17 protein-coding genes are annotated in these 17276 nt (G+C 65.2%); all 17 read left to right on the top strand.

Annotated features, from left to right (window positions below; genetic code table 11):
- The 17 genes from ruvX (at position 1) to mihF (ending at position 17257) form a co-directional block, all read left to right on the top strand.
- Complete coding sequence (ruvX, locus tag AB0O52_RS19265) at positions 1 to 591, top strand: Holliday junction resolvase RuvX (RefSeq protein WP_364540988.1); 591 nt, start codon at positions 1 to 3, stop codon at positions 589 to 591.
- Positions 588 to 2204: an endolytic transglycosylase MltG gene (gene mltG / locus AB0O52_RS19270; RefSeq protein WP_364540991.1), complete on the top strand. Its 1617-nt coding sequence runs from the start codon at positions 588 to 590 to the stop codon at positions 2202 to 2204. Before ruvX ends, mltG begins: the two co-directional genes overlap by 4 nt.
- On the top strand, positions 2201 to 3085 hold the full coding sequence (locus AB0O52_RS19275) for a shikimate dehydrogenase (RefSeq protein WP_364540994.1): 885 nt from the start codon (positions 2201 to 2203) through the stop codon (positions 3083 to 3085). Before mltG ends, AB0O52_RS19275 begins: the two co-directional genes overlap by 4 nt.
- Positions 3086 to 3114: 29 nt before the next feature.
- Positions 3115 to 4314 (top strand): chorismate synthase, encoded by a 1200-nt coding sequence (aroC, locus tag AB0O52_RS19280; RefSeq protein WP_364540996.1) that lies wholly within the window; start codon positions 3115 to 3117, stop codon positions 4312 to 4314.
- Positions 4314 to 4880: a shikimate kinase gene (locus AB0O52_RS19285; RefSeq protein ID WP_364540999.1), complete on the top strand. Its 567-nt coding sequence runs from the start codon at positions 4314 to 4316 to the stop codon at positions 4878 to 4880. Before aroC ends, AB0O52_RS19285 begins: the two co-directional genes overlap by 1 nt.
- Positions 4877 to 5968, top strand: a complete 1092-nt coding sequence (aroB, locus tag AB0O52_RS19290) for a 3-dehydroquinate synthase (RefSeq protein WP_234754230.1) — start codon at positions 4877 to 4879, stop codon at positions 5966 to 5968. The genes AB0O52_RS19285 and aroB overlap by 4 nt, the downstream gene beginning before the upstream one ends.
- The gene (locus AB0O52_RS19295) at positions 5965 to 6486 is read left to right on the top strand and encodes a tetratricopeptide repeat protein (RefSeq protein WP_284755680.1); all 522 of its coding nucleotides are present in this window, start codon (positions 5965 to 5967) and stop codon (positions 6484 to 6486) included. Before aroB ends, AB0O52_RS19295 begins: the two co-directional genes overlap by 4 nt.
- A gap of 168 nt (positions 6487 to 6654) precedes the next feature.
- Positions 6655 to 7218 carry an elongation factor P gene (gene efp, locus AB0O52_RS19300; protein WP_028267136.1) on the top strand — a complete coding sequence of 188 codons (564 nt, stop codon included), beginning with the start codon at positions 6655 to 6657 and terminating at the stop codon, positions 7216 to 7218.
- Positions 7218 to 7628, top strand: coding sequence for a transcription antitermination factor NusB (gene nusB / locus AB0O52_RS19305; protein WP_364541003.1), 411 nt, complete (start codon positions 7218 to 7220; stop codon positions 7626 to 7628). Before efp ends, nusB begins: the two co-directional genes overlap by 1 nt.
- A gap of 198 nt (positions 7629 to 7826) precedes the next feature.
- Positions 7827 to 8408, top strand: a complete 582-nt coding sequence (gene pyrR / locus AB0O52_RS19310; RefSeq protein ID WP_284982265.1) for a bifunctional pyr operon transcriptional regulator/uracil phosphoribosyltransferase PyrR — start codon at positions 7827 to 7829, stop codon at positions 8406 to 8408.
- The gene (locus AB0O52_RS19315) at positions 8405 to 9433 is read left to right on the top strand and encodes an aspartate carbamoyltransferase catalytic subunit (protein ID WP_364541006.1); all 1029 of its coding nucleotides are present in this window, start codon (positions 8405 to 8407) and stop codon (positions 9431 to 9433) included. Before pyrR ends, AB0O52_RS19315 begins: the two co-directional genes overlap by 4 nt.
- Positions 9433 to 10791 (top strand): dihydroorotase, encoded by a 1359-nt coding sequence (locus AB0O52_RS19320; protein ID WP_364541009.1) that lies wholly within the window; start codon positions 9433 to 9435, stop codon positions 10789 to 10791. Before AB0O52_RS19315 ends, AB0O52_RS19320 begins: the two co-directional genes overlap by 1 nt.
- Positions 10791 to 11312, top strand: coding sequence for a hypothetical protein (locus AB0O52_RS19325; RefSeq protein WP_364541012.1), 522 nt, complete (start codon positions 10791 to 10793; stop codon positions 11310 to 11312). Before AB0O52_RS19320 ends, AB0O52_RS19325 begins: the two co-directional genes overlap by 1 nt.
- Complete coding sequence (carA, locus tag AB0O52_RS19330) at positions 11293 to 12582, top strand: glutamine-hydrolyzing carbamoyl-phosphate synthase small subunit (protein ID WP_364541015.1); 1290 nt, start codon at positions 11293 to 11295, stop codon at positions 12580 to 12582. Before AB0O52_RS19325 ends, carA begins: the two co-directional genes overlap by 20 nt.
- Complete coding sequence (gene carB / locus AB0O52_RS19335; RefSeq protein ID WP_364541018.1) at positions 12582 to 15902, top strand: carbamoyl-phosphate synthase large subunit; 3321 nt, start codon at positions 12582 to 12584, stop codon at positions 15900 to 15902. The genes carA and carB overlap by 1 nt, the downstream gene beginning before the upstream one ends.
- Positions 15895 to 16821 (top strand): orotidine-5'-phosphate decarboxylase, encoded by a 927-nt coding sequence (gene pyrF, locus AB0O52_RS19340; protein ID WP_364541020.1) that lies wholly within the window; start codon positions 15895 to 15897, stop codon positions 16819 to 16821. The genes carB and pyrF overlap by 8 nt, the downstream gene beginning before the upstream one ends.
- Before the next feature lie 109 nt (positions 16822 to 16930).
- The gene (gene mihF, locus AB0O52_RS19345) at positions 16931 to 17257 is read left to right on the top strand and encodes an integration host factor, actinobacterial type (RefSeq protein WP_364541022.1); all 327 of its coding nucleotides are present in this window, start codon (positions 16931 to 16933) and stop codon (positions 17255 to 17257) included.
- Positions 17258 to 17276: the final 19 nt, after the last annotated feature.

A 17276-nucleotide genomic window follows, 5' to 3' on the forward strand; every position in this document is an offset into this window, starting at 1 on the left:
TTGGAGGCCATTGCGAGCAACGACGACTACCCCCGGGGCACCAAACTGGGGGTGGACGTCGGCACCGTCCGTGTGGGAGTTGCCATCTGCGATCCGGACGGGATCCTGGCCACGCCGTTCAAGACGGTAAGCCGGGACGCCAAGAAGAATTCCGACATCGGGGTCATTGTCCGGCATGTCGCGGAGCTCGGCGTAGTCCAGGTCTTCGTCGGGCTGCCGCGCACGATGAAGGGTGAGGAACACGCTTCCGCCGTCATGGCTACGGACTATGCGCAGTTGCTGGCAGCCCACCTGCAGCGCCGCGGGCTCGACGTTCCGGTCAACCTGGTGGACGAGCGGCTCAGTACCGTGACGGCTCACCGCAATCTCCATGAAGCTGGCATGAGCAGCAAGGATCATCGTAAAGTGGTGGATCAGGTTGCCGCTGCCGGAATTCTGCAGCACGCGATCGACATGCAAAAAGCCAGAGGTGCGGATGTGGGCAGGCGCGTGCAGGCGCCGATGCCACCCCAACACATTGACGGTGCCAGTGCGCCGCTGCCGGCCTCCGGCATTGATCCACACTCTCCAACGAGGGGAAGACAATTGTGAGCCCGGTCAACAACGACCCCTCCAACGACGCAGCAGAAGGCCGTACCCGGCCCCTGACTCGTCGTGAAATCCGTGCCAGGGAACGCTTCCTGGAGACGCAGAACCAGGAGGTACTGCCACCACCTGTGCCTGTCCACTTCGAACCTGTCGCAGTCCCGAAGCCACAGCCTGCATATGTCCCGGACTACGCATCGGCCGCCCCGGATGCAGGCACTCACGCTGCCGACTTCCACGACGACGGCGTGCACGGCGGAACGGTTCAGCCCGACGAGGACGTGCAGCAACACGAGGCTTCGCATGAGGACACCGTGGAGCCCTTGGATGCCGTTCAGCACGCAGACACCGTGCACTACGACGGGGCGCACCCTGACGCCGTCGAGCACGATGACTCTGTTCACAGCTACGACGCAGCACACGGTGACGAGTTCCACGAGCTGCAGGCCCATGACGAAGGTTATGGGCACCACGATCCCCAGTTCGACTACGAAGTCCATCATGAGCACGACGCCCATGACCTCATGGCAGCTGCGACTCCTGTGCCGAAGGCCCCTTCGAAGAAGGTCCGCAGGCGCCGTCGTCTTCTCGCGCTGCTGCTCACCCTCACAGTGTTCGTCACGGCGGTTGCCGTTGGGGCACAGTTCCTGAAGCCGTTGCTCGGGATGGACAAGGTCAGCGACTACCCCGGCCCGGGCACTGGCTCGGTCACCATCACTGTGGCCCCGGGCTCCGGCCCGAAACTGGTCGCGAGCAACCTTCAGAGCCAGCACGTCATTGCCGACGCGGATTCTTTCGTGGCGGCCTTCGTTGCTGCCGGGGGTGAACTCTCACCCGGTGACTTCACCTTCAAAACGGAAATGAAGAACGCCGATGCGGTGAATGTGCTCCTCGGCAAGGATTCTTCCAAGGTCATGTATTTCGCGCTGAGTGCAGGGTTGCGGATCGGCGAATCCCTTGATGCGATCTCCAAGGGTTCGGGCATACCTTTGTCCGAATTGAAGGCGCTCAGCGACTCGCCGGCCCAGTTTGGCGTCCCTGCCCCGGCAAAGAACCTCGAAGGCTTCCTGGCACCAGGGGAGTACCGTTTCCCCCTTGGAACGCCCGCCAAGGACATCCTCCAGAAGCTCGTCACGGCCACCACCGACGAGCTCGAGGCCCAGGGAGTCACGGATCCCGCCAAGCAGTACCAGGCCATCACGGTGGCAAGTATCGTGCAGGCTGAAGGCGGCCAGGCCGACTACGGCAACGTGGCGGGCGCGATCTACAACAGGCTCAAGCCGGGCAACACCGAGACGAACGGGCTCATCCAGTCCGATGCCACGGTTACCTACGGTCTGGGTACCAAGACCTTCCACCTGACCGACGCCCAGAAGGCTGACAAGAGCAACCCCTACAACACCTACGCGAACGTAGGGCTTCCGGTGGGGCCCATTGGTTCACCCGGCAAGACGGCGATCGATGCTGCCGCGAAGCCGACGCCCAACAATTACCTCTACTGGGTAACCATCAACCTCGACACCAAGGAAACCAAGTTCTCCAGCACGCTGGCGGAACACCTCAAGTACGTTGACCAGTACAACGCGTGGTGTGCGGCCAACGCGGGACGGTGCGTGTGAGCAGACGTGCTGCCGTCCTGGGGCACCCCATCAGCCACTCGAAATCACCAGCACTCCACCGCGCGGCCTACGCCAAGCTCGGGCTCGACATCGAATACTCGGCGATCGACGTAACGGTCGAGCGGCTCCCGGCCTTCATGGCGGGCCTTGAGGCCGGCGACGACTGGTGCGGCTTGTCAGTCACCATGCCCCTCAAGACCGCCATGGTGGGCGAAGTCGACGAGGTCCGGGGGGCCGGGGCGTCCTTGGGTGTCATCAACACGGTTGCGTTCGAAGACACCGGGCACGGCGTGCGGCGGGTCGGCCACAACACGGACGTGGCCGGCATCGTTGAAGCCGTGAGGAATGCAGGAGTCACGGAGCGGCCGAACTCGGCGATCCTTGGTGGCGGCGGGACATCCGCGGCGGCTATTGCGGCGCTCCGGGAGCTCGGCTCCAAACACGTTGACATCTTCGTGCGCGACGCCGGACGCGCCGCCGAGGCGAAAGCCGCGGCGGCCGCCGTCGGGCTTTCCATCCACCTTCGGCCGCTGGCCGAAGCCGCCCAAGGCATGGCGGGAGCCGATCTGGTGATCTCCACGCTTCCGCCGCGGGCAGCGGACGGTATCGCGGCGCAGCTCGAACAGCTTCCCGACGTCGACAGGCTTCCCGACGTCGACAGGCTTCCCGGCGTCTGGGGTGTCCTGCTCGATGTCGCCTACGATCCTTGGCCCAGCCGCATTGCCGAAGCATGGCATTCGCGGGGCGGAGTGGTGGTTCCCGGACTGGAGATGTTGCTCTACCAAGCCGTAGAGCAAATCCGTTTGTTTTCCGGAGCCGACGTCACCAGCGATGTCATAGATGTGATGTGTGACTCAGTCGGGCTTCCCCGGCGGGTCTAGTAAGGGCCTTACATGGCAGGATTGGATATATGTTGCGTTGGTTGACTGCCGGTGAATCCCATGGCCCGGCACTGCTCGGAATTGTTGAAGGCGTCCCCGCCGGTGTGGAACTCACCAGCGAGGAAATTCGTGACGCCCTCGCGCGTCGCCGTCTTGGCTATGGCCGCGGCGCCCGGATGAAGTTCGAGCAGGACGAAGTGAGCATCCTTGGCGGCGTCAGGCACGGCGTGACGCAAGGCGGCCCCGTCGCGATCCAGATCGGCAACACCGAATGGCCCAAATGGGAGCAGATCATGTCTGCCGACCCGGTTGACCCCGAGCTTCTCGCAGACCAGGCCCGGAACGCACCGTTGACCCGCCCGCGACCAGGCCATGCAGACTTCACGGGCATGCAGAAGTACGGATTCCCTGAGGCCCGCCCTGTCCTGGAACGCGCCAGCGCCCGGGAAACCGCCACGCGTGTCGCCTTGGGTACCGTTGCTTCGCAATTCCTCAAGCAGCTTGGCATCGAGCTCGTGAGCCACACCGTTTCCATCGCGAGCGTGACCGTGCCCGAGGGCCGTCCGCTGCCCGTGCCGTCCGACGTCCTGGCCCTCGACGCCGATCCTTTGCGATGCTTCGATCGGGAAACCTCGGACGCCATGGTGGCCGAGGTCGACGCAGCACACAAGGAAGGCGAGACTCTCGGCGGTGTCGTCGAAGTTCTGGCCTACGGTCTTCCCCCGGGACTTGGAAGCTACGTGCACTGGGACCGTCGCCTCGACTCCCGCCTGGCCGCTGCCCTGATGGGGATCCAGGCGATCAAGGGCGTCGAAGTCGGCGACGGCTTCCTGACCGCGGCGCGCCGCGGCTCCGCCGCGCACGATGAGATCGTCAAGGACGAGACCGGCCGGATCGTCCGCAAGACCAACCGTGCAGGTGGCATCGAAGGTGGCATGAGCATCGGCGAAGTCCTGCGCGTCCGCGCCGCCATGAAGCCCATCGCCACCGTCCCGCGTGCATTGAAAACCATCGACGTCAGCACCGGTGAGGCCGCCAAGGCGCACCACCAGCGCTCCGACGTCTGTGCCGTTCCGGCGGCAGGTGTCGTCGCCGAGGCCATGGTCGCCCTCGTGTTGGCCGAGGCCGTTGCCGAGAAGTTCGGCGGTGATTCCGTCGCCGAGACGGCACGGAACCTTCGGGGCTACCTGGACAGCATCCCGGCAACCCTGGACTCGGTCGGCCACTAGTGGTCCGCGGTACCTCGGGCGCCGGTCAAGGGCGCGCGATCGTTTTGGTGGGGCCGATGGCCGTTGGAAAATCAGTCATCGGCCAGCAGCTCGCCCAGCAATTGGGCGTGCCGTTCGTGGACACTGATGCCGTCATCGTTGAGCACCACGGCACTATTGCGGATATTTTCGCCGGTCGTGGAGAACATGCTTTCCGGGAGATCGAGGCCAGGACGGTGGCCCGCTCCGTTGAGGCTGCGCATGCCAACGGCGCGGTGGTTTCGCTCGGTGGTGGCGCAGTGCTCGATTCCGGCACGCAGCAACTGCTGGGTGACTGCACCGTGATCTACCTCGAGTGCGATGCGGAGACAGTCGCTGAGCGCATCGCCCGCAACACGGGCCGGCCACTGCTGGCCGGTGACGCCATGGCCCGCTGGGAGGCCCTTTTCGCCGCCCGGCGTCCTGTCTATGAACGCCTTGCAGACATCACCGTCGACGTCCGGTCCGGGACCGTGACGGAAATCGCCCTCCACGTGGAGGAAAGACTGCGTGAATACGCGGCCTTGAAAGAGGAAGTGCAAAAGTGAGCAACGAATCAACTGTCATCAAGGTCAGCGGCCAGTCCGCCAACGAGAACTACGACGTCGTCGTCGGGCGCGGCCTCTTGGAGACCCTTCCCGCGAAGCTGGGGGAGCGCGTCCGGCGGGTCCTCGTGGTCCACCCGCGTGCCCTCCGCCTCACGGGCGATACTGTCCGTGCCGAACTCGAGGCTGCCGGTTTCACTGCCCTCACCGCCGAGATTCCCGACGCCGAAGAAGGCAAGCACATCCAGGTTGCCGCCTTCTGCTGGCAAGTGCTTGGCCAGAACGACTTCACCCGCTCCGACGCCATCGTGGCGGTCGGCGGCGGTGCAGTCACCGACCTCGCCGGATTCGTCGCCGCCACGTGGCTGCGCGGCGTCAAGGTCATCCACATGCCTACGAGCCTCCTCGGCATGGTGGACGCTTCCGTAGGCGGAAAGACCGGCATCAACACGGCGGAAGGCAAGAACCTGGTGGGTTCCTTCCACCCGCCCGCGGCCGTCCTCGCGGACTTGGACACCCTCCAGACGCTGCCCAGGAACGAGCTGATCTCCGGAATGGCGGAGGTCATCAAGTGCGGCTTCATTGCCGATCCCGCCATCCTGGAACTCGTCGAGAACAAGCCGGAGGAAGTCACCGATCCAGGGTCGGCGGTGCTCCGCGAGCTCATCGAACGAGCCATTGCGGTCAAAGCCAAGGTGGTTTCCGAAGACCTCAAGGAATCCGGCCTGCGTGAAATCCTCAACTACGGGCACACGCTCGGCCACGCGATCGAACTCGTGGAACGCTACTCGTGGCGGCATGGCGCAGCGGTTTCGGTCGGCATGATGTTCGCCGCCGAACTCGCCCGCAGCGTCGGCCGGCTTTCCGACGTCGACGCCGACAGGCACCGCACCATTCTTGAGGGACTCGGGTTGCCGGTCACCTACCGCCGGGACCGCTGGCAGGGCCTGCTCGACGGCATGCGCCGTGACAAGAAGTCCCGCGGAGACCTCTTGCGGTTCGTGGTGCTCGACGGCGTGGCAAAGCCCGGAATCCTCGACGTGCCGGACACCTCGTTGCTCTTCGCTGCCTACCAGGAGATCGCATCATGACCACCGAAACCTTCAGCAGCATCAGCGATTGGCCCACGGGTGGATTCCCCGGGGTGCGCACGAACCCGGATACCCTCCTGCCGGCCATCGTCAACGAGGAAGCCATGCAGTCCGCACTCGCTGAGTCCAGCGACCCCGCCGACCGCATCATGGCGCTCATGCTCGAAGGCCACCCGGGCGAAGCCGCGGAATTGTTGGCCGAGGCGCGCTACAACGATCCCGAGTCGTTCAAACTGCGGATCTTCGAAGCCGAACTGCACCGTGCCACCAACCGCTTTGACCGTGCGGTGGAGCTGTTCCGCCAACTGCTCGGCGAAGTCCACGGGACCGCCAAGGAACCGGTCGTCCACCAGTATTTGGGGCGGGCCCATTTTGTGGCCGGCAATCACGTCGCCGCGGCAGAGTCGTTTACCAAGGCCCTGGACCTGCGCGTCGCCCTGGCAGCCGACGCTTCCCTGATCTATTCCTCGGCTGTGGCCCTGCAACGCGCCCGGAACGTCCTCGAGTTCGCCTCCTGACAAGGGCGGGGGCAGGCGCCCCGCATTTTGCCGGTAGAATGGACTTTGGATTTTTGATAAATACGCGCTGGCTGCCTTCAAGGCATGCCTGCTTGGCATAGTCGGCTGGAAGCTAAACCAGTAGCTAAAGCAGTAGCTAGCACCAGTGAGAGAAACCAGAGGATACTAGTGGCAACCACAAATGACATCAAGAACGGAACCGTGCTGAAGCTCGAGGGCCAGCTCTGGAACATCATTGAGTTCCAGCACGTCAAGCCGGGCAAGGGCGGCGCGTTCGTGCGCACGAAGATGCGCAACGTCATGTCGGGCAAGGTGGTCGACAAGACCTTCAATGCCGGCCTCAAGATCGAAACTGCCACGGTTGACCGCCGCGATTACCAGTACCTGTACCAGGACGGCGCAGACTTCGTCTTCATGGACACCCAGGACTTCGACCAGATCACGGTTTCCGGTGCCACGGTAGGCGACGCCACTAACTTCATGCTGGAAAACCAGATGGTCAACATTGCCATCCACGAGGGCACCCCGCTCTACATCGAACTGCCCCCGAGCGTTGTCCTTGAAATCACCTACACCGAGCCGGGCCTGCAGGGCGACCGCTCCTCAGCCGGAACCAAGCCGGCTACCCTTGAGACCGGCTACGAGATCCAGGTGCCCCTGTTCGTTGAGAACAACACCAAGGTCAAGGTAGACACCCGCGACGGCAGCTACCTGGGCCGGGTCAACGACTAGTGAGCGCCCGTGGTAAGGCCCGCAACAGGGCCCTCGAGGTACTGTTCGAGGCGGAGCAGCGTTCCGCCTCCGCTTTCGAGGTCTTGAAGGCCCGCCGGGAAATGACCGACCTCGTGGTCAACCCGTACACGATCGACATCGTGGAGGGCGTGGTTGCCATGCAGCCCACCATCGACGAGTTCCTGCAGACCTACGCCCAGGGCTGGACCTTGGAGCGGATGCCGGCTGTCGATCGCATCATCCTGCGGATCGGCGCCTGGGAACTGCTCTACAACGACGACGTCCCGGACGGCGTAGCCGTCAGCGAAGCGGTGGCGCTGGCCAAGGTCATGTCCACCGACGAATCTCCGGCGTTCATCAACGGCCTCCTCGGACGGTTGCAGACGCTCAAGCCTTCCCTGCTCGCGTAGCGGAATTGGGTGTTATCGAAGGGCCGGCGCCACAGGAAACTGCAGGCGCCGGCCCTTCGTCGCCCGCGCAACTGTGAGCTAAAACGCATCGCCCCGGCCCGGAGCGCGCCAGCCGGGCTCCGCCCCTGTGGTAATTTTGAAGGGCAAATGTTCCTTTTTTAATTCCGTCCCGTGAGGCGGGGAAAGGGGAGACGAGCGATGACTGAAGTCACTGCGCCGGTACCGTCCCGGGTTGTTCTCAACCACGCGGACATCGACCGTGCGCTCACTCGTATCGCCCACGAGATCCTCGAAGCCAACAAGGGTTCCCAGGATCTGGTTCTTTTGGGCATCCCACGCCGCGGTTATCCGCTGGCCGTGCGGCTGGCGGACAAAATCGCCGCCGCGGATCCGTCCGTCAACGCTTCCGCAATTGTCGGCCAGCTGGACGTCACCATGTTCCGTGACGATCTATCCCACCAGCCCGCCAGGCCTCCATACCCCACCAGGTTGCCGCTGTCCGGAATCGACAACAAGGTTGTTGTCCTCATCGATGACGTCCTGTACTCGGGCCGCACCATCCGTGCAGCCCTCGATGCGATCATCGACCTCGGCAGGCCGCGCATCGTCCGCCTGGCCGTCCTTGTGGACCGCGGGCACCGCGAGCTGCCGATCCGAGCGGACCATGTCGGCAAGAACCTGCCGACGTCTTCCTCGGAAAAAGTCCGGGTCCACCTTGAAGAATTCGATTCGGTCGACGGCCAGCCGATCAATGAAGTAGTGATCGAGGCAGGCGCATGAAACACCTGCTCTCCACCGAGAACCTGAGTGCCGCGAATGCCATCCGGATCCTGGACACGGCCGAAGAGATGGCGGCGGTAGGGGACCGGGAGGTCAAGAAGCTGCCCGCCCTGCGCGGCCGCACCGTGGTGAACCTCTTCTTCGAAGACTCCACCCGCACGCGCATTTCCTTCGAGGCCGCAGCGAAACGGCTCTCCGCCGACGTGATCAATTTCGCCGCCAAGGGTTCATCGGTGTCCAAAGGCGAGTCCCTCAAGGACACCGCACAGACCCTCGCAGCCATGGGGGCCGACGCGGTAGTCATCCGCCACTGGGCTTCCGGGGCGCCTCACCGCCTTGCCGCAACCGACTGGATCGACGCGGCGGTCATCAACGCCGGGGACGGCACCCACGAACACCCCACACAGGCCCTCCTGGACGCGTTCACGATGCGCCGGCACTGGTCCAGGTTGCACGGCTCGGCGTCGACGGGCGCCGACCTCACAGGCATGCGCGTCGCCATCGCAGGCGACGTCCTGCACTCCCGCGTCGCGCGCTCCAACGTGTGGCTCCTGCGCACCCTTGGCGCGGAAGTAACGCTCGTGGCCCCGCCCACTTTGCTGCCGATCGGCGTCGAACACTGGCCTTGCAAGGTCAGCTACAACCTCGACGAGACCCTCGAGGCCGGCGTGGATGCCATGATGATGCTGCGCGTCCAGGGTGAGCGCATGAACGCTTCCTTCTTCCCCTCCACCCGCGAATATTCGCGCCGCTGGGGCTTCGACGATGCCCGCCTCCGCGCCCTCGACGAACTCGGGCTCAAGGACACCATCATCATGCACCCCGGCCCCATGAACCGCGGTCTGGAAATTTCTTCCGCCGCCGCCGATTCGCCGCGATCCACCGTCCTGGCCCAGGTCCGCAACGGCGTGGCGGTCCGGATGGCCGCGCTGTACCTGCTGCTCTCGGGGGATTCCCGTGAAGCCGCCCCCATGCCGGGCGCAGCCCGTACCAACACCGCCCGTTCCGATAAGGAGAGCAACTGATGACCGAGACCGCAACAGGCACAGCAAACGGTGCCTACTTGATCCGCGGCGCGGCCATCCTGGGCGGCGACGCCGAGGACCTGCTGATCCGCGACGGGGTCATCGCTGAGCGCGGCACCGGCCTTTCCGCCGAAGGCGCCACCGTGATCGAGGCCGCCGGCCTCGTGGCACTCCCCGGCATGGTTGACATCCACACCCACTTGCGTGAACCCGGCCGCGAAGACGCGGAAACCGTGGAAACGGGTACCCGCGCCGCAGCCCTTGGCGGCTACACCGCGGTCCACGCCATGGCCAACAGCAATCCGGTGGCGGACACCGCCGGCGTCGTCGAGCAAGTCCACAGCCTGGGCCGCGCCTCCGGGTGGGTGGACGTGCGTCCGGTGGGTGCCGTCACGGTCGGGCTCGCCGGCGAGCAGCTCGCCGAACTCGGCGCCATGGCCGACTCGCGCGCGCAGGTCCGGGTCTTCTCCGACGACGGTATCTGCGTCCACGATCCCGTGCTGATGCGCCGCGCCCTCGAGTACGTCAAGGCGTTCGACGGCGTCGTTGCCCAGCACGCGCAGGAACCCCGCCTCACCGCGGGAGCCCAGATGAACGAGGGCGCCGTTTCCGCGGTTCTCGGCCTGGCCGGTTGGCCCGCGGTCGCAGAAGAGAGCATCATCGCCAGGGACGTCCTCCTCGCCCAGCACGTCGGCTCCCGCCTCCACGTCTGCCATGTATCCACTGCCGGATCGGTGGAGATCGTCCGTTGGGCCAAGGAACGGGGGATCAACGTCACCGCCGAGGTCACCCCCCACCACTTGTTGCTCACCGACGAACTGGTCCGCAGCTACGACCCCGTCTACAAAGTCAACCCGCCGCTACGCACCGACGCCGATGTCCAGGCGCTCCGTGCCGGACTCGCCGACGGCACCATCGACGTCGTGGGCACGGACCACGCCCCGCATCCGAGCGAGCACAAGGAATGCGAGTGGGCCCAGGCCGCGATGGGCATGACGGGCCTGGAAACGGCCTTGTCGGTAGTCCAGGAAACCATGATCGAAACCGGGCTCATGACGTGGGCCGACTTCGCCCGCGTCACGTCCACGGTTCCCGCGGCCATTGGCCGCGTGGCGGACCAGGGACGTCCGCTCGACGCCGGCGAGCCTGCCAACGTGATCCTCGTGGACCCGGCTGCCCGGTGGACAGTGGATCCGCATAAGATGGCGACCATGGGCCGGAACTCACCCTTTGCGGGCAAGGAGCTGCCGGGCGCCGTCGTCGCCACCTTCTTCAAGGGCCACCCGACCGTACTGGACGGCAAGCTCAATACGCCGTACCGCTATGCAGCGGATCCTGCCGGCGCCGGCAGCAACTGATGGACACCAAACTTGCTTCCCTGCTCCTCGTTGTGGTCCTCGCCGCGGTTGCGGCCGGACTCGTCGCGATAGGTTGGCGCGGCAGGCTCAAGCGCCAGGCCGGACTCGGGCAGCTTCCGGAAGTGCCTGAAAGGCTCAGCCCGGCGGGCATCGTGGCCGACGGCCAGTACGTGGCCACGACGACGGCGGGAGACTGGCTTGACCGGGTCGCCGTCCACGGCCTTGGCTTCCGCGGGAACGCGGAAATGAGCGTCCATCCGGAAGGCGTCCTCTTCGACCGGAAGGGGACTGCGCCACTGTTCGTTCCGGCGGAAGCCGTGACGGATTGCGGCAGCGCCAACGGCATGGCAGGCAAGTTCGTAGAGAAGGATGGACTCGTGGTCTTGAGCTGGATGCTCGGAGAACACGAACTCGATACCGGATTCAGGACCAGGCGCGCCGCCGACAAACAACCGCTCCTCGAAGCACTTCAAGAATTGATCTCTGCAGCCCCCCAGGCAGATGCCGATAGTGGAAAGTAACAAAGTGACGGATAGCAATGCAGTAGCAGGCACAGTGACAGGCAATACCAACCCAGCGGAGTCCTCCGCGGCAGTGCTGGTCCTCGAAGACGGCCGCACGTTCCGTGGCCGCAGCTACGGCGCCACAGGCGTGGCCCTGGGCGAAGCGGTCTTCGCCACCGGCATGACCGGCTACCAGGAAACCATCACGGACCCCTCCTACGCCCACCAGCTGGTGGTCCAGACGGCTCCGCACATCGGGAACACGGGTGTGAACAAGGAAGACGCCGAATCCCGCCGCATCTGGGTGGCCGGCTACGTGGTCCGCGACGCTGCCCGACGCCCCTCGAACTGGCGCTCGGAGCGCAGCCTCGACGCAGAACTCGTTGAACAGGGCATCGTTGGCATCCAGGGCGTGGACACCCGCGCCGTCACCCGGCACCTGCGCGAACACAAGACCATGCGCGCAGGAATCTTCTCCGGCGAGGCAGCCCAGGCCACCGACAAGGAGCTCCTGGACACAGTCCTGGCCAGCGCCCCCATGGAAGGCGCCCGCTTGGCCGAAGAAGTGAGCATCGACGAGGCATACGTCGTCGAACCCGCGGACCACGGCTGGGAGGGCGAGCCGAAATTCAGCATCGCCGCGATCGACCTTGGCATCAAGGCCATGACCCCGGTCCGCTTCGCCGAACGCGGCGTGCGCGTCCACGTCCTGCCGGCCACCGCAACCCTGGAAGACGTCAAGGCCGTCAACCCTGACGGCTTCTTCATGTCCAACGGCCCGGGTGACCCCGCCACGGCGGACGCGCAGGTGAAGCTGCTCCGCTCCGTGCTCGATGAGAAGATGCCGTACTTCGGGATCTGCTTCGGCAACCAGATCCTCGGCCGGGCCCTCGGCTTCGGTACCTACAAGCTCAAGTACGGCCACCGCGGAATCAACCAGCCCGTGATGGACCGCCGCACAGGCAAAGTCGAGATCACCTCGCAGAACCACGGCTTCGCCGTCGACGCTCCCATGGACGGCGCCACCATGGCTCCCGAAGAGCGCTTCGGCCGCGTGGAGGTCAGCCACGTGAGCCTCAACGACGACGTCGTCGAAGGACTCGCTTGCCTCGACATCCCGGCCTTCTCGGTCCAGTACCACCCCGAAGCCGCGGCCGGACCGCACGACGCCGCCTACCTCTTCGACCGCTTCATCGACCTGATGGAGAGCACGAAGACCGGCCAGGACGCAGCACAGGCCGCCGACACTCAGACATCGAACTCCGCGAAGAACGAGGACACCAAGTAATGCCAAAGCGTACAGATCTCAAGAGCGTCCTCGTTATCGGTTCAGGCCCGATCGTCATCGGCCAGGCGGCCGAATTCGACTACTCCGGAACCCAGGCCCTGCGGGTGCTCAAAGAGGAAGGCCTGCGCGTCATCCTCGTGAACTCCAACCCGGCCACGATCATGACGGACCCCGAGTTCGCCGACGCCACCTACGTCGAGCCCATCACTCCCGAGGTGGTCGAAAAGATCATCGCCAAGGAGCGCCCGGACGCCGTCCTGCCCACCCTTGGTGGACAGACTGCCCTCAACACGGCTATCGCCCTGGACAAGAACGGCGTGCTCGAGAAGTACAACGTCGAACTCATCGGGGCCAACATTGCCGCGATCGAACTCGGCGAGGACCGCGAAAAGTTCAAGGGCGTCGTGGAACGCTGCGGCGCCGAGTCGGCCCGCAGCCACATCATCCACACCATGGATGAAGCACTCACCGCAGCGGAAGACCTCGGCTACCCGATGGTTGTCCGTCCGTCCTTCACCATGGGCGGCCTGGGCTCGGGCCTGGCGTACAGCGAGGACGACCTGCGCCGCATCGTCGGCCAGGGTCTGCAGTACAGCCCCACCTCCGAGGTCTTGCTGGAAGAGAGCATCCTCGGCTGGAAAGAGTACGAGCTGGAGATGATGCGCGACAAGAACGACAACGTCGTTGTTGTCTGTTCCATCGAGAACTTCGATCCGGTAGGCGTCCACACCGGCGACTCCATCACCGTTGCCCCGGCCCTGACCCTGACTGACCGCGAATACCAGCGGCTGCGCGATATCTCCATCGCCGTCATCCGCGAAGTCGGCGTCGACACCGGTGGCTGCAACATCCAGTTCGCCATCGAACCGGACACGGGACGCGTCGTCGTCATCGAAATGAACCCGCGTGTTTCGCGTTCCTCGGCGCTGGCGTCCAAGGCCACCGGATTCGCGATCGCCAAGATCGCCACCAAGCTCTCCCTGGGCTACACCTTGGACGAGATCCCCAACGACATCACGCAGCAGACGCCGGCTTCGTTCGAGCCGACGCTCGACTACGTCGTGGTCAAGGTTCCGCGCTTCGCGTTTGAGAAGTTCCCGGCCGCGGACAACACGCTGACCACCACCATGAAGTCCGTCGGTGAAGCCATGGCCATGGGCCGAAACTTCACCGAAGCCCTCCAGAAGGCCCTTCGCTCCCTTGAACAGAAGGGTTCGCAGCTGGACTTCAGCCACGTGCCCGAATGGGAGGTTCCGGAGCTCATCGAGAAGTCCAAGCGTCCGACGACGGACCGCCTCCACCAGGTCCAGCGCGCCTTGCTTGGCGGTGCTTCGGTTGAGGAGCTCTACGCCGCCACCAAGATCGATCCGTGGTTCCTGGACCAGCTGCAGTTGCTCAACGAGATCTCCCACGAGATCCGCAAGGCCGGCGCCCTGACGGAAGACATGCTCCGCAACGCCAAGCGGCACGGCTTCTCGGATGAGCAGATCGGCGCCTTGACCCACAACCCGGAGGCCGTTGTCCGCGGCGTCCGCCAGGCCCTGGGCATCCGTCCGGTCTACAAGACGGTGGACACCTGTGCCGCCGAATTCGCCGCGTACACCCCGTACCACTACTCGGCATATGACGAAGAGGACGAGGTCGGCCTGCACTCCAAGCCGTCCGTCATCATCCTGGGTTCGGGCCCCAACCGGATCGGCCAGGGGATCGAGTTCGACTACTCGTGCGTCCACGCCTCCATGGCGTTGCGCAAGGCCGGCTACGAAACCGTCATGGTCAACTGCAACCCGGAAACCGTCTCCACGGACTACGACGTCTCCACGCGCCTGTACTTCGAACCCTTGACACTGGAAGACGTCCTCGAAGTCATCGCGGCAGAGGAGCGCACGGGCGGCGTCATGGGCGTGTTCGTGCAGCTCGGCGGCCAGACCCCGCTCAAGCTCGCACAGCAGCTGGCGGACGCCGGCGTGCCGGTCCTGGGCACCTCCCCGGAAGCGATCGACCTTGCCGAGCACCGCGGCATGTTCTCCCGCGTGCTTGACCAGGCTGGACTGATCGCCCCGAAGAACGGCACCGCCGTGTCCTTCGAGGACGCCAAGAAGATCGCCGACGAAATCGGCTACCCGGTCCTCGTCCGTCCGTCCTACGTGCTTGGCGGCCGCGGCATGGAGATCGTCTACGACGAAGCCAACCTCTCGCGCTACATCGCCAACGCCACGGAAATCACCCCGGACCACCCGGTGCTGATCGACCGCTTCCTCGAGGACGCCGTCGAAATCGACGTCGACGCGCTCTTCGACGGCACGGACATGTACCTCGGCGGCATCATGGAGCACATCGAGGAGGCCGGCATCCACTCCGGCGACTCCGCATGCGTCCTGCCGCCGATCACCCTTGGCAGCAACGTGATCGAACGCGTCCGCACGGCCACCCGGGCCATCGCTGAAGGCGTAGGCGTCCGTGGCCTCATCAACATCCAGTTCGCCCTGGCGTCCGACGTGCTCTACGTCCTCGAGGCCAACCCGCGCGCTTCCCGCACGGTTCCGTTCGTCTCCAAGGCAACGGGCGTGCAGATGGCCAAGGCTGCGGCCCTGATCGGCACGGGCGTCACCATCAACCAACTGCGCAGCGCCTACAAGATGCTGCCGGAAACGGGCGACGGTTCAACCCTGCCGCTCGACGCGCCTGTCGCCGTGAAGGAAGCCGTGCTGCCGTTCAGCCGCTTCCGGACCCCGGAAGGCAAGGTTGTGGACTCGCTGCTCGGCCCGGAGATGCGCTCAACCGGTGAGGTCATGGGCATCGACAAGCACTTCGACACCGCTTTCGCCAAGAGCCAGGCCGCGGCCAACAACGCGCTGCCCACCGAAGGAAAGATCTTCGTTTCTGTCGCCAACCGCGACAAGCGCTCGGTGATCATGGGCGTCAAGCGCCTGTCCGATCTCGGCTTCGAGATTGTCTCCACGGGCGGCACCGCGGATGTCCTGCGCCGCAACGGCATCCAGGCCACCCCGGTCCGCAAGGTCGCCGAAGGCAGCAGCGCCGAAGGCGAAGGAACCATCGCTGACCTCATCATCGCCGGCGAGATCGACATGGTCTTCAACACGCCTTCCGGCGGCGAAGCCCGCAGCGACGGCTACGAACTCCGTGCGGCGGCTACGTCCATCGGTATCCCCTGCATCACTACGGTTGCGGAGTTCAACGCCGCAGTGCAGGCCATCGAGGCGCTGCGCACCTACGAATGGTCAGTGACGAGCCTGCAGGAGCACGCCGCGGCGCTGTCAGCTTCCAAGGCCGCGGCAGCCGAGGCCGTCAATGCCTGAGTCTGCCGCAGCCGGGCAACCGTCCCTAGGGCACGGTGTTGTTGGCCCGGGGCCCCGGCAGCCGTTCGGTTCCCGCTTGGCTGCCGCGATGGCCGCCCGCGGCCCCTTGTGCGTCGGCATCGACCCGCACCCGGGGCTCTTGGCGGACTGGGGATTGAACGACGACGTCGCCGGCCTGGAGCGCTTTTCCCTCACCGTCCTGGAGGCCGTGGCGACCCTCGCTGCCGCGGTAAAGCCGCAGGTGGCCCTCTATGAGCGTCACGGCTCAGCAGGCATGGCGGTCTTGGAGCGGACCCTTGCGGCCGCTTCCGATGCCGGAGTTTTGAGCATCGCCGACGCCAAACGCGGAGACATCGGCTCCACGATGGCTGCCTATGCCGACGCCTGGCTACGGGATGGCTCCGCCTTGGCGGCAGACTCGGTCACGCTGAGCCCGTACCTCGGCTTCGAGTCGCTGCGCCCGGCGCTCGACCTCGCGGCCGAGTCCGGCCGCGGTGTTTTCGTGCTCGCCCTGACGTCCAATCCCGAGGGCAAGTCCGTGCAGCATGTTGGCGGTTCGAAATCGGTGGCCCGGCGGATTGCCGAGGCCGCGGCCGCGGAAAACCGCCGCTATTCCGGCACGTCGGGTTCCGACGGCATGGGGCCTGCGGGTCTGGGCTCGGTCGGTCTCGTGGTGGGCGCCACGATCGGAAGGGCCCTCGTGGAACTTGGGCTGGACCTCGACGCGGTTCACGGGCCCATCCTGGCGCCCGGCCTGGGCGCACAGGGAGCCACGCCGGCAGATCTGCGTGCCACTTTCGGTGCGGCGTACCCGGCGGTCCTGGCGACGTCGAGCCGCGGAATCCTCGCAGCCGGTCCAACGATTGCCGGACTGCGTTCCGCTACCGAGGCGACCCGCGACGGCTTGGTGGAAGGCTGAGCGTGATCTTGGTGGGTCCAATCCATTGCGCTCCGCACTGACCACACGATAGCTTCGGGATCAGTCCAATCCGCTACGCACTCGATGCCGGCCAAAGGGGGATGTGTCAGTGACCTTAAAGGCTCTGTCGCCAGAGGAACGTGCCGATGCCTTGGAAAAGGCCGCGAGAGCCCGGGCAAGGCGGGCTCTCGCGAAAGAACAGCTCAGGTCGGGCGAACTCAGCATTGCCCGGCTGATCAAGTCGGCGCAGACTGACGAGGCCATCGCGCGCATGCGTGTTTCCGAGCTCATCGAGGCTGTCCCGGGCATTGGCCCGGTCCGGGCAGCGGCCATCATGGCGGAGATCGGGATCGCCCCTTCACGCAGGCTCCGGGGCCTGGGAATTCACCAGTCCCGGTCGCTGATAGATTTTATGGAAGACAAATACAGCGTTTGAACAAATACGGCGTTTGAAC

Source organism: Arthrobacter sp. NPDC080073 (assembly GCF_040686575.1).
Classification (GTDB): Bacteria; Actinomycetota; Actinomycetes; order Actinomycetales; family Micrococcaceae; genus Arthrobacter.

Coding starts and splice junctions, on each gene's coding strand:
- aroC (WP_364540996.1), top strand. CDS start 3,115: ATGTTGCGTTGGTTGACTGCCGGTGAATCCCATGGCCCGGCACTGCTC.
- AB0O52_RS19295 (WP_284755680.1), top strand. CDS start 5,965: ATGACCACCGAAACCTTCAGCAGCATCAGCGATTGGCCCACGGGTGGA.
- pyrR (WP_284982265.1), top strand. CDS start 7,827: ATGACTGAAGTCACTGCGCCGGTACCGTCCCGGGTTGTTCTCAACCAC.
- AB0O52_RS19315 (WP_364541006.1), top strand. CDS start 8,405: ATGAAACACCTGCTCTCCACCGAGAACCTGAGTGCCGCGAATGCCATC.
- AB0O52_RS19320 (WP_364541009.1), top strand. CDS start 9,433: ATGACCGAGACCGCAACAGGCACAGCAAACGGTGCCTACTTGATCCGC.
- AB0O52_RS19325 (WP_364541012.1), top strand. CDS start 10,791: ATGGACACCAAACTTGCTTCCCTGCTCCTCGTTGTGGTCCTCGCCGCG.
- carA (WP_364541015.1), top strand. CDS start 11,293: ATGCCGATAGTGGAAAGTAACAAAGTGACGGATAGCAATGCAGTAGCA.
- carB (WP_364541018.1), top strand. CDS start 12,582: ATGCCAAAGCGTACAGATCTCAAGAGCGTCCTCGTTATCGGTTCAGGC.
- pyrF (WP_364541020.1), top strand. CDS start 15,895: ATGCCTGAGTCTGCCGCAGCCGGGCAACCGTCCCTAGGGCACGGTGTT.